The sequence below is a fragment of the Acidovorax sp. PRC11 genome (genome assembly GCF_031844105.1).
Classification (GTDB): Bacteria; Pseudomonadota; Gammaproteobacteria; order Burkholderiales; family Burkholderiaceae_C; genus Paracidovorax.
Genome location: NZ_JAUZUQ010000003.1, coordinates 39,947 through 65,542, shown reverse-complemented (window position 1 = coordinate 65,542; position 25,596 = coordinate 39,947). Strand labels below are relative to the sequence as shown.

The 25,596-nt window shown below is 69.5% G+C and carries 23 protein-coding genes; 6 read left to right on the top strand and 17 right to left on the bottom strand.

The window, feature by feature from the left end; genetic code table 11:
- Nucleotides 1-6: 6 nt before the first annotated feature.
- From Q9R47_RS04265 to Q9R47_RS04230, 8 genes are all read right to left on the bottom strand, one after another.
- Entirely contained in the window at nucleotides 7-516 is a 510-nt protein-coding gene (locus tag Q9R47_RS04265; RefSeq protein ID WP_311231967.1) for a GNAT family N-acetyltransferase, read from the bottom strand.
- Nucleotides 517-566: 50 nt separating this feature from the next.
- A complete protein-coding gene (locus Q9R47_RS04260) occupies nucleotides 567-779 on the bottom strand; it encodes a hypothetical protein (protein ID WP_311231966.1) in 213 nt (70 codons plus the stop codon).
- A gap of 51 nt (nucleotides 780-830) precedes the next feature.
- A complete protein-coding gene (gene eda / locus Q9R47_RS04255; RefSeq protein ID WP_311231965.1) occupies nucleotides 831-1,484 on the bottom strand; it encodes a bifunctional 4-hydroxy-2-oxoglutarate aldolase/2-dehydro-3-deoxy-phosphogluconate aldolase in 654 nt (217 codons plus the stop codon).
- The gene (gene edd, locus Q9R47_RS04250) at nucleotides 1,475-3,328 is read right to left on the bottom strand and encodes a phosphogluconate dehydratase (RefSeq protein ID WP_311231964.1); all 1,854 of its coding nucleotides are present in this window, start codon (nucleotides 3,326-3,328) and stop codon (nucleotides 1,475-1,477) included. The genes eda and edd overlap by 10 nt, the downstream gene beginning before the upstream one ends.
- A gap of 274 nt (nucleotides 3,329-3,602) precedes the next feature.
- The gene (locus Q9R47_RS04245; protein WP_311231963.1) at nucleotides 3,603-4,619 is read right to left on the bottom strand and encodes a TRAP transporter substrate-binding protein; all 1,017 of its coding nucleotides are present in this window, start codon (nucleotides 4,617-4,619) and stop codon (nucleotides 3,603-3,605) included.
- Between the two features lie 86 nt (nucleotides 4,620-4,705).
- Entirely contained in the window at nucleotides 4,706-5,986 is a 1,281-nt protein-coding gene (locus tag Q9R47_RS04240) for a TRAP transporter large permease subunit (protein ID WP_311231962.1), read from the bottom strand.
- A 9-nt stretch (nucleotides 5,987-5,995) separates the two neighbouring features.
- Complete coding sequence (locus tag Q9R47_RS04235) at nucleotides 5,996-6,517, bottom strand: TRAP transporter small permease (RefSeq protein ID WP_311231961.1); 522 nt, start codon at nucleotides 6,515-6,517, stop codon at nucleotides 5,996-5,998.
- A complete protein-coding gene (locus Q9R47_RS04230) occupies nucleotides 6,514-7,143 on the bottom strand; it encodes a gluconokinase (RefSeq protein ID WP_311231960.1) in 630 nt (209 codons plus the stop codon). Before Q9R47_RS04230 ends, Q9R47_RS04235 begins: the two co-directional genes overlap by 4 nt.
- 177 nt (nucleotides 7,144-7,320) lie before the next feature.
- Between Q9R47_RS04230 and Q9R47_RS04225 the strand changes: the two genes are divergently transcribed.
- Nucleotides 7,321-8,361: a LacI family DNA-binding transcriptional regulator gene (locus Q9R47_RS04225; protein ID WP_311231959.1), complete on the top strand. Its 1,041-nt coding sequence runs from the start codon at nucleotides 7,321-7,323 to the stop codon at nucleotides 8,359-8,361.
- A 52-nt stretch (nucleotides 8,362-8,413) separates the two neighbouring features.
- On the opposite strand, the gene Q9R47_RS04220 is transcribed toward Q9R47_RS04225, so the two are convergent.
- On the bottom strand, nucleotides 8,414-8,953 hold the full coding sequence (locus Q9R47_RS04220) for an OmpA family protein (protein ID WP_311231958.1): 540 nt from the start codon (nucleotides 8,951-8,953) through the stop codon (nucleotides 8,414-8,416).
- Nucleotides 8,954-8,986: 33 nt separating this feature from the next.
- On the opposite strand from Q9R47_RS04220, the gene Q9R47_RS04215 reads away from it, so the two are divergent.
- The 4 genes from Q9R47_RS04215 (at nucleotide 8,987) to Q9R47_RS04200 (ending at nucleotide 14,296) form a co-directional block, all read left to right on the top strand.
- Entirely contained in the window at nucleotides 8,987-9,634 is a 648-nt protein-coding gene (locus Q9R47_RS04215; protein ID WP_311231957.1) for a gamma-glutamylcyclotransferase, read from the top strand.
- Between the two features lie 198 nt (nucleotides 9,635-9,832).
- On the top strand, nucleotides 9,833-12,022 hold the full coding sequence (locus Q9R47_RS04210; RefSeq protein ID WP_311231956.1) for a hypothetical protein: 2,190 nt from the start codon (nucleotides 9,833-9,835) through the stop codon (nucleotides 12,020-12,022).
- 40 nt (nucleotides 12,023-12,062) lie between these two features.
- A complete protein-coding gene (gene pdxH / locus Q9R47_RS04205) occupies nucleotides 12,063-12,740 on the top strand; it encodes a pyridoxamine 5'-phosphate oxidase (protein ID WP_311231955.1) in 678 nt (225 codons plus the stop codon).
- 29 nt (nucleotides 12,741-12,769) lie between these two features.
- Entirely contained in the window at nucleotides 12,770-14,296 is a 1,527-nt protein-coding gene (locus tag Q9R47_RS04200; protein ID WP_311231954.1) for a M20/M25/M40 family metallo-hydrolase, read from the top strand.
- 21 nt (nucleotides 14,297-14,317) lie between these two features.
- On the opposite strand, the gene Q9R47_RS04195 is transcribed toward Q9R47_RS04200, so the two are convergent.
- The gene (locus Q9R47_RS04195; RefSeq protein ID WP_311231953.1) at nucleotides 14,318-15,271 is read right to left on the bottom strand and encodes an AEC family transporter; all 954 of its coding nucleotides are present in this window, start codon (nucleotides 15,269-15,271) and stop codon (nucleotides 14,318-14,320) included.
- 501 nt (nucleotides 15,272-15,772) lie between these two features.
- Between Q9R47_RS04195 and Q9R47_RS04190 the strand changes: the two genes are divergently transcribed.
- Entirely contained in the window at nucleotides 15,773-16,483 is a 711-nt protein-coding gene (locus tag Q9R47_RS04190; RefSeq protein ID WP_404977098.1) for a Crp/Fnr family transcriptional regulator, read from the top strand.
- Between the two features lie 80 nt (nucleotides 16,484-16,563).
- Here the strand turns inward: Q9R47_RS04190 and Q9R47_RS04185 are convergent, their stop codons facing one another.
- The 7 genes from Q9R47_RS04185 to Q9R47_RS04155 form a co-directional block, all read right to left on the bottom strand.
- Entirely contained in the window at nucleotides 16,564-17,409 is an 846-nt protein-coding gene (locus Q9R47_RS04185) for a hypothetical protein (protein ID WP_311231951.1), read from the bottom strand.
- Between the two features lie 11 nt (nucleotides 17,410-17,420).
- On the bottom strand, nucleotides 17,421-18,254 hold the full coding sequence (locus Q9R47_RS04180) for a YaiO family outer membrane beta-barrel protein (protein ID WP_311231950.1): 834 nt from the start codon (nucleotides 18,252-18,254) through the stop codon (nucleotides 17,421-17,423).
- 75 nt (nucleotides 18,255-18,329) lie between these two features.
- The gene (locus Q9R47_RS04175; RefSeq protein WP_311231949.1) at nucleotides 18,330-19,310 is read right to left on the bottom strand and encodes a hypothetical protein; all 981 of its coding nucleotides are present in this window, start codon (nucleotides 19,308-19,310) and stop codon (nucleotides 18,330-18,332) included.
- 11 nt (nucleotides 19,311-19,321) lie between these two features.
- Nucleotides 19,322-20,371, bottom strand: coding sequence for a polymer-forming cytoskeletal protein (locus Q9R47_RS04170; protein ID WP_311231948.1), 1,050 nt, complete (start codon nucleotides 20,369-20,371; stop codon nucleotides 19,322-19,324).
- Nucleotides 20,364-21,668 (bottom strand): glycosyltransferase family 2 protein, encoded by a 1,305-nt coding sequence (locus Q9R47_RS04165; RefSeq protein WP_311231947.1) that lies wholly within the window; start codon nucleotides 21,666-21,668, stop codon nucleotides 20,364-20,366. Before Q9R47_RS04165 ends, Q9R47_RS04170 begins: the two co-directional genes overlap by 8 nt.
- Nucleotides 21,669-21,672: 4 nt before the next feature.
- Nucleotides 21,673-22,785, bottom strand: a complete 1,113-nt coding sequence (gene wecB, locus Q9R47_RS04160) for a non-hydrolyzing UDP-N-acetylglucosamine 2-epimerase (RefSeq protein WP_311231946.1) — start codon at nucleotides 22,783-22,785, stop codon at nucleotides 21,673-21,675.
- 242 nt (nucleotides 22,786-23,027) lie between these two features.
- Entirely contained in the window at nucleotides 23,028-25,526 is a 2,499-nt protein-coding gene (locus tag Q9R47_RS04155; protein ID WP_311231945.1) for a polysaccharide deacetylase family protein, read from the bottom strand.
- Nucleotides 25,527-25,596 lie beyond the last annotated feature (70 nt).

Here is a 25,596-nt window from a genome sequence, read left to right as displayed (position 1 = left end):
TTTCTTCTATGGTTGTGCCGGCGCCCGCGCTGCAAGCGCCTCCAGCGCCCGGCCCGTGAGCCGGTAGCGGATCCACTCCGATTGCGGCTGGGCCCCCAGGCTCTCGTAGAACGCGATGGACGGCGCATTCCAGTCCAGCACGCTCCACTCGAAGCGGCCGCAGTCCTTCTCGACCGCGATGGCAGCCAGGTGCTGCAGCAGCGCCTTGCCCGCGCCACGGCCGCGGCATTCGGAAGAGACGTAGAGATCCTCGAGGTAGAGGCCGTGGCGGCCCTGCCAGGTGGAGTAGTTGAAGAAATACACCGCGAAGCCCACCGGCGTGTCGCCGTCCAGGCAGATCAGCCCGAAGACGGCCGGGTTCTCGCAGAACATGGTGCGCTCCATGTGGGCGCGCGTGGACTGCATCTCGTGCTCGGCCTTCTCATAGATGGCCAGTTCGCGGATGAAGTGCAGGATGGTGTCGATGTCGTCGGGGGTGGCGGGGCGGATGGCGAGGGGCTGAGGGGAAACGGTCATGGGTACGGAATGGGGAAGCGAAGGCGGGGGCGAAGGCGACAGCACGGGGGTCACGACAGCGTGCCAGCGTCCAGGGCCGGCGGGCGCAGCAGGTCCGCGTTGACGCCCATGGCTTCGCTGGCGCGCTCCACGGCCTGCCAGAGCGGCGCCGGCATGCGCAGGATGTCGTCGGGGGAATCGGCCCGGGCGATCCAGGCGTCGATCTCGTGGTGCTGCTCGGGGGTGAGCAGTTCCAGGTTCAGCATCTCGTCGATGGTTTTCATGGCCACAGTATCGCCAACCCCACGGGCCGGCGGCACTTCTTCTTGCAGCCGTCAGCGTGCCGGACGCAACGCCGCGGCGGACCGGGCCAGTTCGGTGATGCGGGCCCAGTCGCCGGCGGCCAGCGCATCGCCGGGCACCAGCCAGGAGCCGCCCACGCAGGCGACGTTGCCCAGCGCCAGGAAATCCGCCGCATTGCCCGGCTGGATGCCGCCCGTGGGGCAGAACACCACGTCGCCGAACGGCCCCTGCCAGGCCTTGAGCATGGCGAGGCCGCCGGCCTGCACGGCCGGGAAGAACTTCAGGGCGTTGAAGCCCTCTTCCTGCGCCATCATGATCTCGCTGCCGGTGGCCACGCCGGGCAGCAGCGGCAGGTTCAGGTCGCGGCAGGCGCGGCCCACGGCGGGCGTGAAGCCCGGGCTCACGGCGAAGCGCGCGCCCGCGCGGGCGGCGGCCTGGGCATCGGCCGCGCTGCGCACGGTGCCGGCGCCGACCACGGCCTCGGGTACGTCCTTGGCGATGGCCTCCATGCAGGCCAGGGCCTCGGGGGTGCGCAGCGTCACCTCCAGCATCCGGATGCCGCCGGCCACCAGCGCGCGCGCCATGGGCACGGCATGCGCCATGTCGTTCAGCACGATCACCGGAATCACCGGCGCGTCGCGCATCACGTCCTGCGCGGTCAAAGTCCCTTGTCCGTTCACAGCCATGTGCAGGCCCCCTCTTCCGCGCTGAGCGCGTTGCGCCGGAATCCGGCAAACAGTTCGCGGCCCCAGCCGTGTCCGTCGGCACGGGCCAGTTCCTCGGGCTGGGTGGCCGGCGCGCGGGCCGCCCACTCGGCCGGATCGACCAGCGCGTTCAGCGTGCCGGCCGTGGCGTCGAGCCGGACGATGTCGCCATCCTGTACGCGCGCCAGCGGCCCGCCCGCGAGTGCCTCGGGCGAGACGTGGATGGCGGCCGGCACCTTGCCGGAGGCGCCGCTCATGCGGCCGTCCGTGACCAGTGCCACGCGGTAGCCCTTGCCCTGCAGCACCGCCAGCGGCGGCGTGAGCTTGTGCAGCTCGGGCATGCCGTTGGCGCGCGGGCCCTGCCAGCGCACCACGCAGATCAGCCCGTGGGAAGGATGCGCTTCGCAGGCGCGGTCCAGCTCGCCGGCCTGGAAGGCCTGCTGCAGCTCGGCCTGCGAGGCGAAGACGCGCGCGGGCGCCTCGATCACATGGTGGTCTTCGGGCACGGCGGAGATCTTGATCACGCTGCGGCCCAGGTTGCCTTCGAGCAGCTTGAGGCCGCCGATCGGGCTGAAGGGGGCATCCGCGGGGCGCAGCACGCCGTCGTCGCCGCTGGCGCCGATGGGCGCCCAGGACAGCCTGCCGGTGCCGGGGGCCGCGGCATCCTCCACCGGCAGCCGGGTGTATTCGCGCAGGCCGCCGGGCCGCACGGTGAGCACGTCCTCGTGCATCAGGCCGGCGTCCAGCAGTTCGCGGACCACGTAGCCGGGGCCCCCGGCCGCCTGGAACTGGTTCACGTCGGCGCTGCCGTTGGGATAGACGCGGGCGAGCAGCGGCACCACCGCCGACAGCGCCGCGAAGTCGTCCCAGCCGATGGCGATGCCCGCGGCGCGCGCCACGGCCACCCAGTGGATCAGGTGGTTGGTGGAGCCGCCGGTGGCGAGCAGCGCGGCCATCGCGTTGACGATGCAGCGCTCGTCCACGATGCGGCCGATGGGCGGGCACGGCGCGCCGGGCTGGCCGAGCACGGTGCGGGCGGCCTCGCGCGTGAGTTCGGTGCGCAGCGCTTCACCGGGGTTCACGAAGGCGGTGCCGGGCACGTGCAGGCCCATGGCTTCCATGAGCATCTGGTTGCTGTTGGCGGTGCCGTAGAAGGTGCAGGTGCCTTCGCCGTGGTAGGCGGCGGATTCGGCGGCCAGCAGTTCGTCGCGGCCGACCAGGCCCTGCGCGGCCTGTTCGCGCACCTTGGCCTTGGCGCTGTTCGAGAGGCCCGAGGTCATCGGCCCGGCCGGCACGAACACCGTCGGCAGGTGGCCGAAGTGCAGCGCGCCGATCAGCAGGCCGGGCACGATCTTGTCGCACACGCCGAGCATCAGCGCGGCGTCGTACACGTCGTGCGAGAGCGAGACGGCGGTGGCCATCGCGATCACGTCGCGGCTGAAGAGCGACAGCTCCATGCCCGGCGTTCCCTGGGTGACGCCGTCGCACATGGCCGGCACGCCGCCCGCCACCTGGGCCGTGGCGCCGTGCTGGCGAGCGACCTCCTTGATCAGCTCGGGATAGTGGCGCAGCGGCGCGTGGGCCGAGAGCATGTCGTTGTAGGCATTGACGATGCCGATGTTGCGCGCGCGCTCGGCGACGACGCGGAATTTGTCGTTGCCCGGCATGCCCGCGAAGGCATGGGCGACGTTGGCGCAGCCCAGGCGATCGGCGCCGCGGTCGCGCTGCGCGTGGAAATCGAGCTGGGCGAGGTAGGCCGCGCGCGTGGGCGCGCTGCGCTCGCGGATGCGTTCGGTGACGGAATGGACGGTATCGTGGAGTGGCATGGCGGTGTGTGGGCGGTGCCTTGCAGGATCGACGTGGGGAGGAACGGAGAAGGCGCGCGAAGGGCCCGGGATGGCCGCCCGGTCCGGCCGCAGTGCGGGCCGGCGGCGCCGCGCCTGTCGGGGGAATCGTACGCCTTCCTCATGACCTGCAAGTGTAGGCCGAGGCGAGGGCCGCCGGTGCGTACGGTCGGGTTCGGCCTCAGGGCCCTGCCGTGCCCTGCGGCCGGTGCGTGCGCTGCCTGCGAGCCGGCGCATGCACCCGTGCTGTCGCGCCTTACTGGCCGCCGCGGGCCTGCTTGACGGCGGCCTGCACCGCGTCCCAGGTCTCCTGGCCCACGGACTTGGCGATGCCGGCGTTCACCGAGGTGAGCTTCTCGCGCATGCGGTTGGCTTCGGCCGCGGGCAGTTCGTTGACCTGCATGCCCTTGGTCTTCAGGTCGGCCAGCGCCTTGGCGGCTTCCTCGCGCGTGTCCTTGCGCTCGAAGTCGCGGCTCTTCACGGCGGCGTCCTGCAGCACCTTCTTCTCGGCCGGGCTGAGGGTGTCCCACCACTTCTTGCTCACCGTGACGATCCACGGGCTGTAGACGTGGTTGGTGACGGTGAGGTACTTCTGCACTTCGTAGAACTTGCTGGACACCACGGTGTTGAACGGGTTCTCCTGGCCATCGACGGCGCGCGTTTCGAGCGCGGTGAACAGCTCGGAGAACGGCAGCGGCACGGCGTTGGCGCCCAGGGCCTTGAAGCTGTCGAGGAACACGTTGTTCTGCATCACGCGCAGCTTGATGTCGCCCATGTCTTCCAGCTTCGTGACGGGACGCTTGCTGTTGGTGAGGTTGCGGAAGCCGTTCTCCCAGTAGACCAGGCCGACCATGCCCTTGGGTTCGAGCTTCGCCTTCACCTTCTCGCCGACGGGGCCGTCGAGCACGGTGTCGGCTTCCTTCACGTTGGCGAAGAGGAAGGGGGTGTCCCACACCGCCATCTCGGGCACGATGCCGACCAGGGTGGCGGTGGAGCCGACCATCATCTCCTGCGCGCCGCCGATGAGCGCCTGCTGCATCTGCGTGTCGGAGCCGAGCGAGGCGTTGCCGATGCCGCGCACCTTCATCTTGCCGCCGGTGGCCTTCTCGACCTCCTGCGCGAAGAAGCGCACGGCGCGGCCCTGGTTGGAGTTGTCCACGAGACCGTAGCCGAAGCGCACGATGCGCGGCTTGAAGTCCTGGGCCTGGGCGACGGACGCGCCGCTGGCGGCGATGGCGGCCACGAGGGTGGCGAGGGCGAAACGGATGCGCATGGTGTTTGTCTCCTGGAAAAAAGCGGGAAAGCAGCGAAAGCGTGGAAATACGGGTGGCGATCGGTGGATGGAAGGCCCGGCCCGGCTCAATGCATCCAGCCCAGCGGCGCGGTGATCAACTGCGGGAAGACCACGAACAGCACCAGCAGCAGCACGTACATCAGCAGGAACGGCGTGGTGCCGCGGATCACGGTCTCCATCCGCAGCCGGCCCACGCCGGCCACCACGTTCTGCACCGTGCCCACGGGCGGCGTGATGAGGCCGACGCAGCCCACGTAGATGAACATGAAGCCGAAGTACACCGGATCGATGCCGGCCTTGATGGCGAGCGGCACGCACACGGGGCCGAAGATCAGGATGGTGGGCGTGAGGTCCATCGCCGTGCCCACCACCAGCAGGAACACCATCATCAGCGCCATGAACAGCATGGGGTTGCCCATCACGCCGGCGAAGCTGTCGGCCAGCAGGTTGGGCAGGTCGGCCAGGGTGATCATGTAGGCGGTGACGGTGGCGGCCCCGCAGAGGAACATGACCACCGCGGTGGTCTTGCCCGCCGCCAGGAACACTTCGTAGAGCCGGCCCCAGGTCATCTCGCGGTACACGAACATCGAGACGATGAGCGCGTACACGGCGGCGACCACGGCGGCCTCGGTGGGCGTGAAGATGCCGCCCTTGAGCCCGCCCAGGATGATGACCGGCATCATCATGGCCCAGAAGCTGTGCAGCAGCGCGCGCATCCGAGCCCTCCAGGCCACGCGCTCCATCGCCGCGAGCTGGTGCTTGCGGGCGATCCACCACCAGGCGAAGATGAGGAAGATGCCCATCATCAGGCCCGGGAACACGCCCGCCAGGAACAGCTTGCTGATGGAGGTGTTGGTGGTCACGCCGTAGATCACGAACGGCATCGACGGCGGAATGATCGGCGCGATGATGCCGCCCGAGGCCAGCAGGCCGGCGCTGTAGCTGGCGGGGTAGTTCTGCTGGCGCATCATCGGCAGCAGGATGGTGGCGAGCGCCGCCGTGTCGGCGATGGCCGAGCCGCTCATCGACGCGAGCAGCACCGCCGCGCCGATGGCCACGAAGCCGAGGCCGCCACGGATGTGGCCGACGAAGGCGCGCGCCAGGTCGATGATGCGGCGCGACAGCCCGCCGGCGTTCATCAGCTCGCCGGCCAGGATGAAGAACGGCACGGCCAGCAGCGGGAAGTTGTCGAAACCCGCCTGCAGGTTCTGCGCCAGCAATTGCGAATCGAAGAAGTCCAGGTGCCACATCAGGGCGACACCGGTGAGTATCAGCGACTGCGCGATCGGCATGCCGATCGCCATGCCGCCGATGAGCACGCCGAGGAAGATGAGGGTCACGACCATGGCGGCTCCTTATTCGATGGTGGCGTCGCCGGCCGCGTCGTCGCCCGCAGGCCGGCCACGCACCAGGTCCAGCACCAGCGCCACCAGCAGGCCCACCGCCAGCACCAGCGTGGCGGCGGCGCCCAGGGCGAGCGGATAGCCCAGCACGGTGCTGTAGCTCTCCATGCCGGCCACCACCTGCGCCCACGATCCCTTGAGCAGCAGCACCATGCAGAGCGCCACCAGCGCCTGGCTCACCCAGAAGAGCGCCTTGCGCGGCGCGCCGGAGAGGCGGGCGGTGAGCATGTCGAAGCCCAGGTGCTTGCCCTCGAACGCGGCCACGATGGTGCCCACGGCGACGAGCCAGACGAACAGCAGCCGCGAGATTTCCTCGTACGAGACGATGCTGGTGCCGAAGGCATAGCGCAGCACCACGTTCACGAACACGGCCACGACCATGCCGGCCAGGGCCAGCACCATGAAATGCTCGGCGATGCGCTGGAGCGCGGGTTTGCGGCGCGCGGGGGTGCCCGCGCCGGGGTGGTCGTTCATGCGGTGTCTCCGGAAGGGGCCGGCGCGGACGGGGCGCCGGAAGCGTGGGGGCGCGGCGCGGCAGCCTCTGCCACGGCGCCGCCGTGCATCCACTGCTCGATGGCACGGCCGAGGTCATGGATGGGCCGGGTGGCGTCCAGCGCCAGCACGCCGTCCTCGCCGCGGGGCGATTCCAGCGTGGCGAACTGGTTGGCGACCAGGGAGGGCGAGAAGAAGTGGCCCGGCCGGTGGCTGACGCGCGCGAGCGCCTCGTCGTAGTCCAGCTCCAGGAAGGCGAAGCGCAGCCCGGGCGCGGCGGCGCGCAGGTGATCGCGGTAGCGGCGGCGCAGGGCCGAGCAGGTCAGCACGATGCCGCCCTGCCCCGCTGCATCGCCGGGGTGGACGGCATGGGCCAGCAGCCCGGCGAGCCGGTCCAGCCAGCCGGCCCGGTCCCCGTCGGTGAGCGGCTGGCCCGCGCGCATCTTGGCGACGCTCTCGGGGGAATGGTAGGCATCGCCTTCGTGCAGGGTCCAGCCGAGCAGCGCAGCGGCCTCGGCCGCGACGCTCGATTTGCCGCAGCCGGACACACCCATCACCACCAACGCGGGCAGCGGTTTGCCTTGGATAGCGCTATCCGTTGAAATCATAAAAATCGCGGAGGCTTTTCGCCCAGCCGGCCGCGTCGTCTCCGTCAAATGGATGAGGTGGATCGTCGTTCCCTGCCCCGGCAGCAGCGCGCCCGTGGAGCGGGCCCTGTCGTTAACCCTGAGCAAGATAGCGCTATCCTAGACCACAATGAGGGCCCCACCGATCCGGATTAACCCTTGAACGATTCCGCCCCGCCCCGCCCCCGACGGACCCGCCGCGCCAGCGGCCGCGTCACGCTGGACGACGTGGCGCGGCTCGCGGGCGTGAGCCCCATCACCGTCTCGCGCGCGCTGCGCCGCGAGCGCAGTGTGGACCCGTCCCTGGCCGAGCGCGTGCAGGCTGCCGCGCAGGAGCTCGGCTACGTGCCCGACCCGGCGGCCCGCGCCCTCGCCTCGCAACGCAGCACCCAGGTGCTGGTGCTCGTACCCATGCTGTCGAACACGCTGTTCGTGGACCTGCTCGAAGCCGTGCACCGCACCCTGTTCCCGCAAGGCTTTTTGCCGCTGATCGGCGTGACCCATTACGACGCGGCCGAGGAGGAGCTGTTGCTGCGCACCTACCTGCCCCACCGGCCCGCGGGCTTGCTCGTGACGGGATTCGACCGCAGCGAGGCCGCCCGCCAGCTGATCGCACGCAGCGGCGTGCCGTGCGTGCACCTCATGGAAACCAGCGACGCGCCGGGCGTGCATTGCGTGGGCTTCTCCCAGCTGGAGGCGGGCGCCGCCATCACGCGGCATCTCCTGGAGCGCGGCCGGCGGCGCATCGCCTTCTGCGCCGCCCAGCTCGACCCGCGCACGCTGCAGCGCGCCGAGGGTTACCGCCGCACGCTGCGCGAGGCCGGGCTCTACGACGCGCAGCTGGAAATCCTGAGCCCGGAAGGCTCCTCGATCGCGCTGGGCGCGCGGCTTTTCGAGGAAACGCTGCGGCGCGCGCCGGACGTGGATGCGATCTTCTTCTGCAACGACGACATCGCCCAGGGCGGCCTGCTGGCCGCGAGCCGCTGCGGCGTGCCGGTGCCGGGCCGGGTGGCGGTGGCCGGCTTCAACGACCTGGCCGGCAGCGACCAGATGGTGCCGCCCCTCACCACCGTGCGCACCCCGCGCGGCGAGGTGGGCCGCGCCGGCGCCGCCATGCTGCTGGGCCTGATGCACGGCACGCCGCCGGCGCGCCACTGCGTGGCGCTCGACTACGAGCTGGTCGTGCGCGGCAGCACCTGACCATGAAAAAAGCCCGGCGGACCGGGCTCTGCTGCGGGACGGGGCAGGAAGGCTACTGCGCCGCCAGCGTCACTTCCACGCGGCGCGCTTCGGCGGAATTGCCGTCGCCCTGGGTGAGTTCGGGCTTGCGCAGTTCAATGCGGTCTTCCGGAGCACCGGCGGCCACCAGGGCGTCGCGCACGGCCTGGGCGCGCTGCTTGGCGAGTTCCGCGTTCACGGCGGCATCGCCCGTGGCGTCGTGGAAGCCGGAGACCACCACGCGGCGGTCGCCGTCCTTCATTGCGCGCACCACGTCGGTCAGGGCGGGCGCGGCATCGGCCGTCAGGTCGGCGCGGCCGGAGGTGAAGTAGAACTTCACCACGCTGCCGTCCACCACCACGCGCGCGACCTCGTTGCCGGCGATGTCCAGCGTGCCGGCCGGGGCCACCACTTCCGCGGCGGGCGCGGAGGCAGGAGTGGCCGCCGGGCGTGCGATGCCGCGCTGCACCACGACGGTACCCACCACGGCGGACACCACGAGCGCGATGATCGCGAACAGGAAGCCGAGGGCGAAGCGCTGCTGGCTGTCGTCGTCGGAAGTGCTGAAGGCCATGATGGGGAAACTCCGTAGATGAATAATGGAAAGATGGACGAAACCGCGAATTGTAGTGGCGCTGCCGTGCAGGCAGCCGCGGCGGCCCTGCCCGCTCCGCTGCGCGATCCGGCCCCGATGCTGGAGCGCGCGCTGGCCGAATGGGGGGGCGATAGCGACCTGTGGATCTTCGGCTACGGCTCGCTGATCTGGCGGCCGGATTTCGCGTTCGCCGAACAGCGGCTGGCGCGCGTGCACGGCTGGCACCGCGCGCTGAAGATGTGGAGCCGGGTGAACCGCGGCACGCCGGACTGCCCGGGCCTGGTGCTCGGCATGTTCCCGGGCGGCAGCTGCCGCGGGATGGTCTTCCGCGTGGAGCAGGCGCATGCCCGGCAGGTGATGGTGAACCTGTGGCAGCGCGAGATGCCCACGGGCGTATACGACCCGCGCTGGCTGCCGTGCCTGACGCCGCTGGGCACCGTGCGGGCCCTCGCGTTCACGCTCTCGCGCAGCAGCCCGAACCACACGGGCGAGCTGACCGAGGCGGAATACCGCCGCATCTTCTCGCAGGCCAGCGGACGCTACGGCACCACGCTCGACTACGCCCAGGCGACCTACGACGGCCTGCGCCGCCTGGGCATCGAAGACCGGGCGCTGGCGCGCCTGTTGCGCTTCTCGCCGCGCGCGGGCGGCGGCGCCTGAGCCGGGGCGCCCTCCGCGGGCGCTGGACGTGGCGCGGTTTCGGGCGGTGGGCGATCGCTTCGGCGCCCTGGCCGGTTCTTTTCCGCGGCGGCATAGATTGCGGCCCAACGGCCCATCCCAGGGCCGGGGCGGCCCGTCCGGCCGTTTCCGGCGCCTCGCGAGAGGCGGCCCCCCGGCCCGCAACCCCAGAAAAGAACCATGCCTTCCCTCCAAAGCACCCTCCTCGCCAGCGCGCCCTCTGCACGGCAGGCATCCCCCTCGTCCGAGGCGGCAGCCCCGTCATCGGCATCGGCCAGCGGCAGCCGGCAGCACGCCGAGACCCCGCTCACCGGTGCGCTGCAGCGCCAGCGCACCTCCGGTGAAGACTCCGCCAGCAGCTCATCGCCCCCCGCCGGCCCGCCCCGCAACGCGCGCCTGCGCAGCGCCGTGCTCGCCCACATGCTGCAGCTGGAGCGCGGCCGGGCCACGGAGCGCCTCGCCCAGGCGGACGCCCTGCCCACCCCGGAAGCCCGGGGCGCGGGCCGCACGGACGCGCATCTCACCACCCTGGTGCGGCAGACCGCGCTGCTGGGGCGGCTCAAGCGCATCCAGAAGCTGCAGCGGGACGCCTACGTCGCGCAGCTCAAGGAGATCGTCTCCACCGAACGGTTCACGCCTCCGATGGTGCTCAAGGGCACGGTCGGCCGCGGCCCGGACCAGCGCCTGACCTCGTCCGACAAGGCCGTGCAGGCGGTGCTCGACTATGTGCAGGCGAAGTTTCCCGAGGAAGCGGCGCGCCTGTCGCTCGGCGGCACGCCCGAGCTCCGCCTGCCCCTGGAGGCCGACATCCTCCTGAACGCCTGGGAGTTCTCCGCCGGCTGCAGGGTCCGCCAGATCCACCTGGCGGACGGCGGCACCGAAGAAGCCAGCATCGATCTCTCCACCTACGCGGCGCGCGAGGCCATCAAGAAGGGGGCCGCCGCGTTCGGCGAGCAGGCGCGGCTGCGCCCGGTCAGCCTGAAGGACGTGGACCCCTCCAGTGCCGTGGACGACCCGCATCTGGCCCCCGTACCGGGTCTGGGGCCCAATCCGGAGAACCGCCCGTTCGAGTTCCTGCAGGGGGTGCGCTACCGGGCGGAATCCAGCCATGAAGGGCTGCAGGCGCTGGTCAACCGGACGCTGGGCGCGGGCGATCCGGTCACGCTCGAACTGCGGGGGCGCATGGGCGCCCAGGCGATCCAGGCGGTGCTGTCGCACAAGCAGTTCACGCCGGCGCTGGGCTGGAGCATGCTGGCGAGCATGGTCGCGAGCGGCGGCGTGGCGTTCGCACTGGATGTGGTGGCGTGGGGCGCCGTGACGAAGGCGATCGCCTCGGCCTACGGCGAGGACCACCCCGCCACGAAGTTCGCCGAGGTGATGCTGGCCTCGCTCACGCCGCTGTTCGCGGAAGGCATGGATTCGTTCGTGATCAAGCGCCTGCTCGGCACCTTCCAGCACGAGCCGCTGCTGCCGGAGTCGATGGAGGAGTTCATGGACGACCTGAAGGCGTCCTTCGTGTCCGGCACCATCGCGGCCGTCGGATCGATTCCCAACAACGCGGTGGAGCTGACGCAGAGCTGGGCCATGCAGCCGGTGAGCCTCGTGGCCAACCAGATCGCCGTCTCGACGTCGGGCGCCATGGTGCCGCACGAAGTCGCGGAGGGCCATGGCGAGATGGCATCCGGCGTGCTGGAGCGCATGAACGAGGGCTTTTTCCCCGCGCCGGGCGTGGCGCTGCCCGCGGACGCCGGCGAGGCCGGGGCCCGGCGTGCGCTGGCCGACCATGCCCTGGCGGACACGCAGGGGGCCCTGGAGGTGGCGCCGGGCCATGGCCTGTCCATCAATTCGATGGGCATCGGCTCGGTGATCAGCCTGCTCACGGGATTCCTCCCCTTCGACTCGATGTCGCGCGCCCATGTGCTGCGGCCGGTGGTGCAGAAGATCGCCACGATCATGGTCAACACGCCGACCGAGGTGCTCAGCCTGGGCACCGGCATCCTGACCGCCAACCATCTCGGGGGCCTCGGCGGCCGGCTCACCACGGATGCGGAGAAGCACCGGCGCATGATCGAACTGATCGCCCACAAGGCGGTCGAGCGCCTCGCGCGGTCGCAGGGGCAGGAGTCCGGCGAGGCTCCGGGCATCGAGATCACCGAAGCCGAACTGCGCGCCATCGAACACCCCTCGCTGGCAGTCACCTTCCCGGCCGGACGCGCGATCGTGGACACGATGAACGGAGTGACCGACCTGATCGCACGCTGCTGGGGCGCGCTGCGCGGCACGCCGCAGGAGCGGCCCGGCGAACAGGTGGACGTCGGCGCGCTGATGCAGCGCATCGCCGGGCAGGACCGCCAATCGGCCCCGGTGTGACGCCGCCCGGCCCGCGGGCCGCGGGACGGGTGGGGAAGGCATGCACAATCGCGGCATGTCCTCCCACTCCTCACCGTTGTCGTCCTCCATCGCCGACCTGCGCAAGAGCTACGAGCGCGCCGAGCTCAGCGAGGAGGCCTCCCATGCCGACCCGCTGCGCCAGTTCGACCAGTGGCTGCAGGAAGCCGTGGCGGCGCAGGTGCCCGAGCCGAACGCGATGACGCTGGCCACCGTGGGCGCCGACCTGCGGCCGAGCTCGCGCATCGTGCTCGTCAAGGGCTACGACGAGCGCGGCATCGTCTGGTACACCAACTACGAGAGCCGCAAGGGCCGGCAGCTGGCCGGCAACCCATTCGCGGCCCTGCAGTTCCACTGGGTCGAGCTCGAGCGCGTCGTGCGCATCGAGGGCCGCGTGGAAAAAGTGAGCGATGCCGAAAGCGATGCGTATTTCGCGAGCCGGCCGCTGGATTCGCGCATCGGCGCCTGGGCCAGCCCGCAGAGCGAGGTGATCTCCGGCCGCGGCGTGCTGGTGGCCAACGCGGCCAAGTACGGAGCGCAGTTCCTGCTGCAGCCGCCCCGCCCGCCGCACTGGGGCGGCTACCGGCTGAAGCCCGACCGCTGGGAGTTTTGGCAGGGCCGCAAGAGCCGCCTGCACGACCGGCTCTGCTACCGGGAGGAAACCCCGGGCGCCTGGGTGCGCGAGCGCCTCGCGCCCTGACGGTGTTTTACGGAGTATCTTCGGCCGGTATGAAACAACTTCTTTCCCTGGCCGCCGCAGCCGCCCTCGCCGCTGGTTTCGGCGCCCATGCCGCCGAACTGTCCGCCGCCTCCGCCGAGCGTTTCGCGCAGGCGAGCTACCGCGAATACTTCGAGCTGCTGAAGCTGCCCAACGACGCCATCGTGCCGGCGGACGTGCGCAGGAACGTGGAGTTTCTCGAAGCGTCCTTCCGCAAGCGCGGGTTCGTGACCAGCCAGCTGGACAACGACGGCAAGCCGATGCTGTTCGCCGAGCTGCCGGGCGCCGATGCGCAGCGCAAGACCGTGCTTTTCTACATGCACCTCGACGGGCAGCCGGTCATCCCCGAGCAGTGGGCGCAGAAGAGCCCGTGGGTCCCGGTGCTCAAGCGCCGCTCGGCCGGAGGCGACTGGGAAGAGATCGATCCGGCCCAGCTCCTAGAAGGCCGGGTCGATCCGGAATGGCGCGTGTTCGGCCGGTCGTCCGCGGACGACAAGGCGCCGATCATGATGTTCCTCTCGGCGATCGACGCCATCCGTGCCGATGCCGCCACGCTGGGCGTGAACGTGAAGGTGGTGCTCGACAGCGAAGAGGAAAAGGGCTCGCCGTCCATCGGCAAGGTGATGGCCGCCCACCGCGAGCTGCTGCGTTCCGACGCCATCGTCATCCACGACGGCCCGATGCATGCCACCAACCGCCCGACGCTGATCTTCGGCAACCGCGGCGCAGCGCAGGCGACCCTGACGGTGTACGGCGCCAAGGTGGCGCTGCACAGCGGGCACTACGGCAATTATTCGCCCAACCCTGCGCAGCGCCTGGCGACGCTGCTGGCCTCGATGAAGGACGACCAGGGCCGCGTGACCGTGGCGGGCTACTACGACCACGTCCGGCTGGGCGATGCCGAGCGGAAGATCATGGCGGCGGTCCCCGACGACGAAGGCGCGATGCGCAAGCGCCTGGGCATCGCGAAGCCCGACAGCGTCGGCTCCAACTACCAGGAGGCGATGCAGTACCCGTCGCTCAACGTGCGGGGCATGGCCTCGGCCGCGGTGGGCGACAAGGTCGCCAACATCGTGCCGCACACCGCCGTCGCCGAACTCGACCTGCGGACCACGCCCGATTCGGATGCGCGCTACCTCGGCCAGCGCATCGAGACGCACATCCGCCAGCAGGGCTACCACCTGGTGAAGGGCCAGCCGGGCGACGAGGACCGGGCCCGCTACGACAAGCTGGCAAGCTTTTCGTACCAGAGCGAGGGCGGGAATGCCGCCGGCACGCCGATCGATTCGGCCGTCGGCCACTGGGCGTACCAGGCGATGGCCGGCACCTTCGGCGCGCAGCCCGAACCGGTGCGCATCCGCATGATGGGGGGCACCGTGCCCACGGCGGAAATCGTCAAGGTGCTTGACGTGCCCTTCGTCATCGTGCCGCTCGTGAATGCCGACAACAACCAGCACGCGAGCAACGAGAACATGCGCATGGGCAACTACATGGACGGCATCCGCACCGTCTACGGCCTGCTGACCCGGCCGTTCTGACGCGGCGGCGCCGTATCTCGCTCAGTGCCAGAGCCGCTGGGCGAGCAGCAGCATCACCGGCACCGTGACCAGCGCCAGCGCGGTCGAGAGCGCGATGCTGGCGGACACCTCGTCCTGCATGGTGCCGTAGCGCTGGGTGAAGAGGAACACGTTGGCGCCCACCGGCAGCGCCGCGGCGGTGAACATCACCGCCACCGACAGGCCCGACAGCCCCAGGGCCCAGGCTAGCGAGAACAGCAGCAGCGGGTGCGCGATGTTCTTGACCACGGCGATGCCCAGCGCCTCGCGCGCATGGTGGCCCACCTTGGTGTAGGCCAGCGTGACCCCGACCAGCAGCAGCGCCATGGGGCCGAGCGCGGTGCCCAGCACCTGCAGCGGCTTGTCGATCACCTCGGGCAGCACCAGGCCCGTCTGGCCGAACAGCAGGCCCGCCAGGATGGGCAGCGGCACCGGGTGCACGATGCCGTTGCGCACCGCCTGCAGCACGGTGTGCAGCACCGGGCGCGGCGCGCTGCGGCCCGAGCGCTGGCTCTCGCGCGCCTCGGCAAGTTCGAACACGACCGTGGCGGCCGTGAGCAGCACCAGCGCATGCAGCGAGATCAGCGTGAAGAGCGTCACCAGCCCTTCCTTGCCGTACACCAGCCCGACCAGCGGCACGCCGATCATGATGTTGTTGCTGAACATGTTGGCCAGCCCCCGTGCCGCCGCGCGGGTGGTGAAGCCCGCGAAGGCCATGGTGACGACGAACACCAGGCTCGCCGCGAGGAAGTACAGCGCCACCGGCTCGAAGTTCAGGTCCTGCACCCGCACCGCGCCCATGGTGCGGAACAGCAGTGCCGGCGTGAGCACCAGGAAGACGATGTTGGAGAGATCCTTGATCGCGGTGGCGCGCACCCAGCCGATGCGGGCCGCGAAGAAGCCGATGGCGATGCAGAGGATGACCGGGACGAGCGAAGCGAAGACGGGGGAGTTCACGGGCGGACGGCAGGGAGGAGAGCGACGATTATCCGGCCGTTGCGGCCTGCTGGTCCGGCCCGCCCTCACCCTCTGGGCTGGAAGCGCGGGGGCGTCGATTGCTGCCGAGTTACGGGGGCAATCGTCGACATTTGCTGACAAGCGGCAACTGGATTTTTAGCGTAGCTTGTGGCATGGGCTGCCGATGAAATCGTTCCGGCGCCGCTGCCCCCTCCACGCCACCGCGCCGCCGCGCCCTGACGTTTCACCCCTGGCGGCCCCCTTCACGTTCTGACGGCCGAGTTTCGTCGCTTTCTATCCAGGTCCCCACCGGCGCATATCCCAACCTTAGCTTCCTGCAGAAATTCAGTGGCCGAGTGCCTCTGCGCCATGCCGCGCCTGCGGATGTCACGACGGCCTGACCATTTCCAGTTGAGTGCGTTAGCGCACAGAGGCCACTCTCCCCTATTCCTATACTTTTGATGCGTATGCACACATATTGTCAAAACAGGGCCGCATGTGCTGGGAGCTGAAGAAGCCGTAAGCAACGGAATATTGAGGAGTATTCCCGCGCGGGATCTCGCGCGGTGGCTGCCGTATTTCGAGAAACGGGAACTGTCGGCCGGCAAGATACTGCACGAGTCGGGCGAAATGGTGCGCCACATCTATTTTCCCTCGACGGCAGTGGTGTCCATCAAATATGCCATGGAGAACGGCTCCGCTGCGGAGATCGCCGTGGTGGGCCGTGAAGGGCTGGTGGGCATCTCCCTGCTGCTCGGGGGAGGATCGACGGTCGGCAATGCGGTGGTGCAAAGCGCCGGCCAGGCGTTCCGCATCCGGGCCGACCTCGTCCGGCACGAATTCCTGAGCCCGGTGGTCATGCCGCTGCTGCTGCGGTACATCCAGGCGCTATTCACGCAAATGTCGCAGACGGCAGTGTGCAACCGGTACCACGTGGTGGATCAGCAGTTGTGCCGCTGGCTGCTGTTGAGCCTGGACCGCCTGCAGGGCAACTCCCTGCACATCACCCAGGAAGTCATTGCCGGCATGCTGGGCGTGCGCCGGGAGGGCGTGACCGAGGCTGCCGCCAAATTGCAGAAGGCAGGGGTGATACGGTATACCCGCGGGCACATCGAAATCCTCAACCGCCCCGGGTTGGAAGAGCGCTCCTGCGAATGCTATGCCGTCGTCAAACGGGAATACGACCGGTTGCTGCCGGCGCCGCCCCACTGAGAGCGACTCGCGAAACGCGCCGAAGCGCCCAGGGCCATGCGCCCGGGCCCTGGGCGAACCGGAGTCAGCGCGCGGCGAGGTCAACGCGTGGCATGCGGCGAGACGTCGCTCATCGCCCAGGAATACAGCGCCACGAACACCAGCGCGTCGAACACCGCGCCGAAGCAGATGTAGAGCACCGGCATGTAGAGCACCGACAGGTGGTGCATGATCCAGGCCTGGGCCATCACCTGGTGGGGAATGAACAGTGTGAAGAATGCCAGGATCGCCACGGTATTGGCCACCTTCGCCCAGAGGCTTTCGTTCAACAGGTAGTAGCCGGCGGCGAGCATCACCGGCGTGGCGATCATCATCACGTAGCCGATGAACAGCAGTTCCTCGCTGTGCCGCGAGATCGTGTACGGAAACTGCTGCGGAACGAACCAGAAATAGGCCAGCGCGAACCCCTGCACCACGCCCACGATCCGCATCGGGTACTTCAGCGGCAGGCTGTCATTGCGCATCCGCAATGAGGCCCAAAGCAGTCCGACCACGGCCGCGGCCGCCACCGCCATGCCGGGCAGGCTCGGCAGGGGACGGTCGTACGCGCCGGCCGAGAGTGCCATGCCGTCCGACCCCAGCCGCCCTTCGAGCGGCGCGCGCACCAGCGGCACCCCCAGCTCCCTCGACCAGAACAGGATGATGTCCCGCCACAGATCGAACAGATCGTGCCGATGCCATGCCAGCAGCGCGCACAGCGCGACGGGCAGCACGATGGCCTGGGCGACCAGGTACGGGGTGATCCGCAGCGGCGTGATGGCCCGGTGCGGGCGGTGGTCGGTCTGCCTGCCGGTGAGGCGCAATTGCGCAAAGGTGGCGGCGAAATCGGGACCATGGGACGGCACGGGACGTTCTGCCGCGACCAGCGGCGGGTTCAGGGGGGGCATGGGGTCTCCGCTCAGAAATCGTGGAACAGGCCGATGGTGATGCCGACGCGCCGGTACAGCGGATTGCTGTAGCGGTTCGCGGCCAGCAGGAAGCCGGTGTTCGCACCGATCCAGTGCCGCCAGGCGAGGCTGGCCTCCCGGCTGCGGAAATTGACCAGCTGCGTCGCGGGCCCGGTGGCCAGGTAGCCCTCGCCTCCCCAGCCCACGCGCGCCGTCACGAGGTCGGCCTTCTGGCGGCCCCAGGTCGCGGCCATGAAGTACTGGCGGGTCTTCACGCTGCCGGGAGCGCTTTCGTTGAACCGCGCGCCCCCTTCGACGATCCAGGGCGCCGTGAAATAGTAGGTGGCTCCCAGCAGCACGCTGCGATCGGAATGTCCGTCGGGCGCTTTGTAATAACCAGCCCCCAGCGTGGCCACCAGCCGCCGGTCGGCGAGGAGCTTGCGGTTCAGCGTGACGTCCACGCGGTAGTCGGGCAGATAGAAGGCGCCGTCGCCCGCGCCGACGGTGGCGGAGCCGTACCAGTCCTCGTTGAATTCGTGCGTGTCGCCCAGCCCCAGGTAGGTGCCATTCACGCCGAAGCGCCGGTGGGCGGACAGCTCGCCCTGCAGCGTGTGGCCCGGCAGGCCCCATCCCCCGCGCAGCGTCACGTCGTGCCAGTCGCCGTAAGGATCGCTCAGGTGCTGCGCACCCGCGCTCACCTGGACGTTGCGGGTGCGTTCATCGGGGGTCGCGGGCGGCGCGGGAACGGTGAGGTCCCCGCCCGTGGCGGGGGCCTGCGCGGTGCAGAGCGCCGGCATCGAGACGATCAGGGGCAAGGCGACAGCGCTGGCCAGGTGGCGGTACATGGAAGACTCCCTGCGGTTCGTGGATGGTTATGGTTTCGTCGATGTGCGTGCGCGTGCGCGTGCACGCTCGGGCCGCTATCGGCAAGAGGCCGCGGGAGATGCCTCGCGCACCCCCTGGCTGTCCAGGATCTGGAAAGCGACCTCGTCGGTGACGGCCCAGCGCGCCGAATGGCGCATCGGGACGCTGTGGCGCAGCCAGCAGCGTGCGGTGTCCGTGTCCTGGCGGCGCAGCGCCAGCACGGCGATGATTCCCCAGGGATAGTCCGTGCGGCCCTGTGCGAGCCACGCGCTGCGGTGCTGTCGCATCCAGTCGCGGTAGTGCACGTCCGCGGCGGCGGGCAGCAGGGGGAAATCCACCATCAACGGAAACAGCTGCGCCACGTGGTCGGGGTAGAAAGCCGCCTGCTGCGATCGCTGCTCCAGCTGTGTGGATACCAGAAAGCGGCGGTTCACCGGATCCCAGAACGTGTCGTGGATGGCTCGCGCGAGCTGCTCGGGCGGCACGCCGCCGCGGGTTCCCGGTGCTTCGCGCACGCGCAGGGACCAGACCTCGAGGTTGTCCATGAACAGGCCGTGCAGGTACACGGGCGAGACCATGTAGACCCCGCGCGACGGCTGGTAGAGGTGGGCCAGAGCGGCCCGGCTGGCCACCTGGCTCCGGCGCAGCGCGGGCGACGCCTTCACGTGCGCGGGCATGGTCTGCAACAGGCGCAGCCACATGGCGAGCAGCGAATCGTCGGCATCGGCGGTCTTGCAGGACTTCCAGTGGTCGCCCTCGCGGCAGAAGCGGTCGAAGGTGCCGTCGGGCTTCTGCAGGGGCACCAGCCAGTCCACGAACCGCGCCGCCGGGGCCGCCATGTCCAGCCCGTTGTCGTGGGCCAGCAGCAGGGCCTGCAGCGTGAAGTACGGATCGCTCGCCTGGCCTCCGTGCAGGATGGTGATGATCCCGGTGTCTCCTCCGTAGCCCCGCAGATCCAGCTGCGGCGGAGCACCGGCTTGCGCCGATGCCATGGAAAATAACGCGGCCGCGGTGCGGAGGATGGAGAAGGCTTTCATGGCAAGGCTTTTCATGTGTGCTTCACCATGCCGATTTCGTGCGCCCAGAGCGTGCCGTGCACGGTGGCACCTTCCTCGGCCACGATGCAGCGCCCGCTCACCGTCGTCAGCGCATCGTGCAGCCCCACCACGGTGCGGGTGCCGAGCAGCACGTCGCCCTCGCATACCACCGGCCCGAGCACCAGCGCGCCCGGCAGCAGGTGCACGGATTGCTCGCAGGTGATCGCTCCATGTACTACCGCACCCTCCCCGAGCGCGATGCCTCCGCGCGCCTTGATGTCGCCGACGACCGTGGTGAAGGAACCGACGGTCAGGAAGCCCGTCACCACCAGCGACCCGCGGTAGACGCGGTGCTCTGGCAGCGCGCAGTCCCCCCGCACCATGTAGAGCGCGGGCGTGCGTTCGACGGCATGTGCGAGCGTGGCATAGGTGGCTGTCTGCTGGACGGGCCGCGCGGGCACCGGCGCTTCCGCGGGAAGAGCGGGAGCCTTTCCCAGCCGCACCAGCGGCGCATGCAGCCGCTCGAACCAGCAGGGCGCCGACAGCTTTAACGCCGTGCCGGCCGATACGCGCCGCAGGGCCGTGCTGCCGCCGCCCAGGCGCAGTTCGCCGTCCGCATGCGCCCAGTCGGCGATCTTGCTCGCCTCTCCCAGTTCGAGGTCGCCGGCGGTGTAGAGGCTGGAGAACGCGCAGCCCGGCCCGGCCCGCAGGTTGCCGTCCACGTACACGGGCTGGAACGCGAAGATGGCGGCACCGGTCGCCACGTCGCCGCAGACCAGCAGGCGGTCCCGGGCCTCACCCCAAGCGGTGGTTGGGACATCGGGGGCGATGAGGTCGAAGGCCTCGTAGCCCGTGGGTTCGCCGCGGCCGAGCCGCGCCTGTGCATCGGCACGCAGACGCCGGGCGAAGTGGTCGATGTCGGCCGCGTGGTCGGGAGGCACGGGCAGGGCCGCGCTGTCGGTGGGGTGGCGCCATTCGCTGATGGCGGGCACGAACGGCAGCGCGAAGAGCACGGCGCAGGCCATGGCGAAGGCCACGAGCATCAGGTGGGATTCAGGCATTGCCGACCTTCTTGCGGTAGCGCACCGTCTTGTCCCACACCAGTTCGCGCCGCAGCAGCGAGTCCATGACGAGGCTTCCGACAGCGCCGGAGATGGCGAACAGGCTCACCATGAACCCGAGGATGTTGAGCGGCAGCAGCCGCAGGCGGCGGCGATTGCCGTCGATGAGCACCGCTATGACGATCTCGAAGAACGCGGCGAAGTTGCCCAGCGTCCCGTAGACCATCAGCGCGAACACGGGAATCAGTTGCGAGAGAAGCGATCCTGCGTTGAGGAAATACAGCCCCAGCGCCAGGCACCATCCCGCCAGCATCACGAGCGGAATCACGAAGACGAACAGCAGCAGCAGCCCGTCCACGCGCTGCCCGGCGGTCAGGTAGGGGCTTGCGGCGAACTTCCACCAGTGCCGCGCCAGCACCTGGTTGTGCCCCTTGGCCCAGCGCTTGACCTGCTTGATGCGCACGCGCCAATCCTCAGGCACCTCCTCATAGCATTCCGAGCGGTTGGTGTAGGCCGTCTTCCAGCCATTGAACATCAGCCGGTAGGTGATGTCGGTGTCTTCAGCGAGGGTGTCGTCGTGCCACCCGCCCACCGCCTCCACCGCCGACATGCGCACCCCGCCGACGGTGCCGCCGTACTGCGGCATCAGGTTCATGTTCATGCGCGCCTGCTGGTCGACCTGGTAGCCGGCCGAGCGCTCCAGGTCCAGCAGTCGGGTCAGCAGGTTGGCGCCGCTGTTGACGGGCACCACGCGCCCCATCACCGCCCCCACCTCCGGATCGAAGAATGGCGCGACCAGCTGCTTGAGCAACCCGCGCCCGGGCACGTAGTCGGCATCGAAGATGATCGCGATGTCGCCGTCCGCGAAACGCAGCGCATCCTTGAGCGCCGCCGATTTGCCCGGCTTGCCGCCGGTGCGGTGGAACGGCGAGAGCCGGCTCGGATAGCGCTCGTGGTAGCTGTTGACGATCTGCGCCGTCGCATCGGTGGAACGGTCGTTCACCGGGATGATCGTCATGCGGTTCGCGGGGTAGTCGGTGTTCAGCAGTGCCTCGATGCAGCCGGCGATGACTTTTTCCTCGTTGTGCGCGGCGATGAACACGGTGATGACGGGCCACTGGGCCACGGCGATGTCCAGATACGGATGGCGCTGCTCTCCGATGAGCCGGCTCATGGTGAACATGAAGTGCCGCACGCCGTACAGCACCATGAACAGGACCACGACCATGAGCAGGCAGGCCATGGCGGCCGCCACCGGCTGCGCCGAGAAGGAGGGAAGGAGCCCGAGCGTCTGCATGGTGTCAGGCCGCCAGGGAGATGGGCATCGCGGGCGCGAGTTGGCGTTCCAGAACGGCGACGATGCGCCGGCAGGCCTGGCCATCGCCGAACGGGCTCTGTACCTGCGCCATGCGCCGATGGGCATGCGGGTCTGCCAGCAGCCGGTTCACGTGCAGCACGATGGCCTCGTACGACGGGCCGATGAGCAGCGCGCAGCCTGCCTGCACGGCCTCGGGCCGCTCGGTTTCGTCGCGCAGCACCAGCACGGGCACGCCGAACGTCGGCGCTTCCTCCTGAAGGCCTCCGGAATCCGTCAGCAGCAGCCATGCGTCGGCGAGCGCCTGCTGCATTTCCACGTAGTCCAGCGGATCGCACAGCTCGATATTGCCGATGCCACCCAGCAGATCCTGCACGGGTTCGCGCACCACCGGATTGCGATGCACCGGGAACAGCACCTTCAGTTCGGGCTGCTGCCGTGCCAGGTCGGCGATGGCGCTGCAGATGTCGAATACGCCGTCGCCCCAGCTTTCCCGCCTGTGGAACGTGACGAGCAGGTGGCCCCGGCCCGCGGCACGGCGCTGCACGCCGTGGCGATGGCAGGCCCAGTGCTGGGCATCCACCACCGTGTTGCCGGTGACGTGGATGGCGTCGTCCGCGATGCCCTCGGCCTGCAGCGCGAGGCGCGAGCGCGCCGTGGGCGGAAAATGGAACCGTGCGAGCCGGCTGATCATCTGCCGCAGACCCTCTTCGGGAAACGGGCGCGCCAGGTTGTAGGTGCGCAGACCTGCCTCCACGTGGGCCACCGGCAACCCGTGATAGAAGGCCGCCAGCGCGCCCACGAAGGCCGATTCTGTATCGCCCTGCACGATCACCAGCGAGCAGGCGTGCTGCTGCAGCACCTGGTCGATCTGGCGGCGGCAGCCGGCGCTGAACTCCCGCAGCGTGCTGCCCTCGCGCTGCAGCACGAAGTCCGGGCGGATCGCGAAGCAATTCAGCATCTGGCAAGCCATCTCCTCGTGCTGTCCCGTGTGCAGCCAGCGCACGCGGGCCCACACGAGGGAGCACAGCGCGTGGTAGAGCGGCGCCAGCTTGATGATCTCGGGCCGGGTGCCCGAGACGATGAGGATGTCCTGCATGACGGGCTCCTTGGCATGGGGGGGCTGAATGAACGAGGGAACACCGGGCACGCGGGATGCCGGCTGCGGCGCGGACGCGCCGGCGTTCCGGCGGAATGGATCTGGATCAGGCTGCATGGGTTTCCTCCCTTTCTGGACGACACGGGGCCATTCTGGGAAGCGGTGCGTGGCGGGTCTGTTCGCTTCCCCACATAAGTGCCGCACCCGTGGAGATGACTTCACGGGTGCGGGAACGGGTACGCTCAGGGAACGAAGGACGTGTTGCGTCGCGCATCGAACTGCGCCAGGGCCACGGCCTTGCCCTTCACCAGCCAGGCGGAGCCCCCGTCCGTCACGGTGGCCGTTCCGGCCACGGTGACGGTCGGCCGCAGGTACCGGGCCTTGGGCAGCGTCCACACCATCCCGGCGAGCGTGGCGGGATGGGTGGCGGTGAAACGCATCGTCGTGCCGTCCGGCAAGAGGGCCTGCGTCCAGCGCACCTGGTCGCGCGCGGCCATGAAGTCGGCCAGGCGCGGCATGGTGTACCACTTGAACGCCGTACCTTTGGTCTGCCCATAGGCCAGCAGATCCTTCACGACGTCGATCCACTGGTGCGCACCAGGCGGATGCGCATACACCATGCGGCTGGTGTTGTAGCGGACCGAGAAGTCCACCATGGCGTGGTACCAGGCTTTGACGTCGGCCTTGGGCACGCCGTAGTCCTGCCATTCCTCGAACGTGGCGTACGTACCCTGGGGTGTCACAGGGAACACCCACAGCGACGGATTGCGCAAGACTCCGTCGCGGTACTGCCGCGTAGCGCCCAGCCCCGTGTGCCCTCCGAAATAGGCAGCGACCACGCCCTGCTCTTCCAGCCAGTCCATGGCCCAGAGCGGATTGTTGCCTTGCGGCGCCGAGTAGTCGCGCATCGGCCGGCCCAACGCGCTGTCCACGGCATTCTTGTTCTGCAGCAGGTAGGGACGGAACGTCGCCGCGTTGTCTTCCGTGGCGTTCAGGCCGTAGTAGTCGTGGATCCACCCGCCGTGCGAGCCGATCGCGTGGCCCCGCGCATCCAGGCGCCGCAGCAGTTGCTGCGCGGTGGGATTGGCGTTCAGGTTCCAGCCCAGGCCGTCGCCCGGCTCGATGGTGTCGGGGCCGGCCGTCATCTCCACGGAAAAGGGGTGCGTCGCGAAAATGCCCGCGGTTTCGAGCGCCAGCGAGGGCTGCTGCGCAGCCATCGAATCCAGGTGCCAGTCCAGCGTCATCCCGGCCACTCCATCGGGCATGGCCGAGAGGCGTGCGCCCTGGACGACGTGCTCCATGAAATAGCGCAGGAAGCCGTGCATCGGCAGCGCGTCGGTACGCCCTTTCAGGTAGCCCAGAGGCAGGTTCACGAACAGCACCTTGCCCGTGCCGATGGCCTTCAGGCCCGCCACGAGCCCGAAGGAGGGCGAGATCGCCAGCGGGGTCCCGGTGTAGGTGCCGGAGGTCACGTAGGACGGGTAGATCAGGTGGCCGAGCAGGTAGCCGTGGTAGGCGTCGAGCGTGTCTTCCTGAGTGGCTTTCAACTCGGCGCCGGAGTCCGGTGTGGCCTCGGCCGCCCTGCCCCCTGCGTCGGCCAGTGGATGCCGTGCCAGCGCGCCCGGCTGCAACCGGGTGGCGGCAGCTGGTTGCCGGCCCTTGAACGCCCTGCCGAAATCCACCTGCACAGACCGTGGGCGTACCCGGCCGGCCGCCGCGCGCTGCCGGTCCTGCAGCGAATACGAGGGCAGCGCCTGGAACTGCTGCGGATCGAAACCCCGGGTTCCGCCCGGATCAGCGGGGCTGGCGGGCAAGTAAAGCGCCTCGCCCGACGCCAGGCCCGCCGCGTCCAGGAGTCCACCGGTCGCCACCGCCGCGCGGCCCGCGGTCTTCGGCGCCGCGAGGGCCGCGGCCGATCCGCCCGCGGGCTGCGGCAGGTTGTAGGGCATCGACTTGCCCGGCGGCACGAGAAGCTCGCGCATGGTGCTGCGCATGGCGGCCACCGGTCCCAGGCCCACCGTCTGGTCCAGCAGCGAGTCGTACAGCACGTAGTCCACCCCTGCCAGGTCGCTGAGGCGCGATTTGGGAATGGGATAGACGGGCTGGCCGACGCCGTTGAGCGTCAGCGCGCCGAAGTCGTAGGCCAGCAGGGCCCGGCCCCCTGCCGTCACGTAGCCGCGCACGGCCGCCAGCAGGGCGTCGGTGGCGATCGTGTGCAGTTGATCGGGCAGCACCAGCCCGGCATATTTCAGTGACTTGCCCGGGGCCATGGCGAGGAACTGCGCATCCGTGACCACCGCGATGCGCGTGCCTGTCTCCGACGCGGCATCCATCCATGCCGACACGCGCGGGTCCGCGGTGGGCTGGTCATCGGGCAGCAGCAGCATCAACAGGCCCGGGTCTTCCACCCCGCCGTTGAAAGGTGCGACGGTGGGCGTCCCCACGGCCGTCGCCCCCCGGGCGGGGGACTGCGCGACCGGTTGCGGCTGCGGCTGCGGCTGTGATTTGGAACCTCCGAGATCGGACACGGCATCGCCGACCGAAGACCCTGCGAAGGACGGCATGCGCACCGCCGCGATCCGCGGCGCCAGGGCATCGGCTGCCGCGGAGGCGGCGATGGCACTGGTACCCGCGCTCGCTGCCTCGGCCGACGGCGCATCCGTGCCGCCGCCTCCGCCACACGCGGACAGCAGCGCCAGTATGCCGACGCACAGCAGCGGCGCTCCGCCGGCATCGGCCATGCGCGAAGAATCCGCGCGGGCCGAAAAATGGGTTCTGGATAAAAACATGGTTCGCCCTTCCGTCGTGGAG

What these genes read in the sequence shown, in the direction of transcription:
- Q9R47_RS04230 (WP_311231960.1), bottom strand. Translation starts at nt 7,143, where the DNA reads ATGATTTCAACGGATAGCGCTATCCAAGGCAAACCGCTGCCCGCGTTG.
- Q9R47_RS04220 (WP_311231958.1), bottom strand. Translation starts at nt 8,953, where the DNA reads ATGGCCTTCAGCACTTCCGACGACGACAGCCAGCAGCGCTTCGCCCTC.
- Q9R47_RS04240 (WP_311231962.1), bottom strand. Translation starts at nt 5,986, where the DNA reads ATGGTCGTGACCCTCATCTTCCTCGGCGTGCTCATCGGCGGCATGGCG.
- Q9R47_RS04235 (WP_311231961.1), bottom strand. Translation starts at nt 6,517, where the DNA reads ATGAACGACCACCCCGGCGCGGGCACCCCCGCGCGCCGCAAACCCGCG.
- Q9R47_RS04260 (WP_311231966.1), bottom strand. Translation starts at nt 779, where the DNA reads ATGAAAACCATCGACGAGATGCTGAACCTGGAACTGCTCACCCCCGAG.
- eda (WP_311231965.1), bottom strand. Translation starts at nt 1,484, where the DNA reads ATGGCTGTGAACGGACAAGGGACTTTGACCGCGCAGGACGTGATGCGC.
- wecB (WP_311231946.1), bottom strand. Translation starts at nt 22,785, where the DNA reads ATGCAGGACATCCTCATCGTCTCGGGCACCCGGCCCGAGATCATCAAG.
- Q9R47_RS04175 (WP_311231949.1), bottom strand. Translation starts at nt 19,310, where the DNA reads ATGAAAGCCTTCTCCATCCTCCGCACCGCGGCCGCGTTATTTTCCATG.
- Q9R47_RS04245 (WP_311231963.1), bottom strand. Translation starts at nt 4,619, where the DNA reads ATGCGCATCCGTTTCGCCCTCGCCACCCTCGTGGCCGCCATCGCCGCC.
- Q9R47_RS04165 (WP_311231947.1), bottom strand. Translation starts at nt 21,668, where the DNA reads ATGCAGACGCTCGGGCTCCTTCCCTCCTTCTCGGCGCAGCCGGTGGCG.
- pdxH (WP_311231955.1), top strand. Translation starts at nt 12,063, where the DNA reads ATGCACAATCGCGGCATGTCCTCCCACTCCTCACCGTTGTCGTCCTCC.
- edd (WP_311231964.1), bottom strand. Translation starts at nt 3,328, where the DNA reads ATGCCACTCCACGATACCGTCCATTCCGTCACCGAACGCATCCGCGAG.
- Q9R47_RS04210 (WP_311231956.1), top strand. Translation starts at nt 9,833, where the DNA reads ATGCCTTCCCTCCAAAGCACCCTCCTCGCCAGCGCGCCCTCTGCACGG.
- Q9R47_RS04200 (WP_311231954.1), top strand. Translation starts at nt 12,770, where the DNA reads ATGAAACAACTTCTTTCCCTGGCCGCCGCAGCCGCCCTCGCCGCTGGT.
- Q9R47_RS04170 (WP_311231948.1), bottom strand. Translation starts at nt 20,371, where the DNA reads ATGCCTGAATCCCACCTGATGCTCGTGGCCTTCGCCATGGCCTGCGCC.
- Q9R47_RS04265 (WP_311231967.1), bottom strand. Translation starts at nt 516, where the DNA reads ATGACCGTTTCCCCTCAGCCCCTCGCCATCCGCCCCGCCACCCCCGAC.
- Q9R47_RS04180 (WP_311231950.1), bottom strand. Translation starts at nt 18,254, where the DNA reads ATGTACCGCCACCTGGCCAGCGCTGTCGCCTTGCCCCTGATCGTCTCG.
- Q9R47_RS04185 (WP_311231951.1), bottom strand. Translation starts at nt 17,409, where the DNA reads ATGCCCCCCCTGAACCCGCCGCTGGTCGCGGCAGAACGTCCCGTGCCG.
- Q9R47_RS04215 (WP_311231957.1), top strand. Translation starts at nt 8,987, where the DNA reads ATGGACGAAACCGCGAATTGTAGTGGCGCTGCCGTGCAGGCAGCCGCG.
- Q9R47_RS04155 (WP_311231945.1), bottom strand. Translation starts at nt 25,526, where the DNA reads ATGGCCGATGCCGGCGGAGCGCCGCTGCTGTGCGTCGGCATACTGGCG.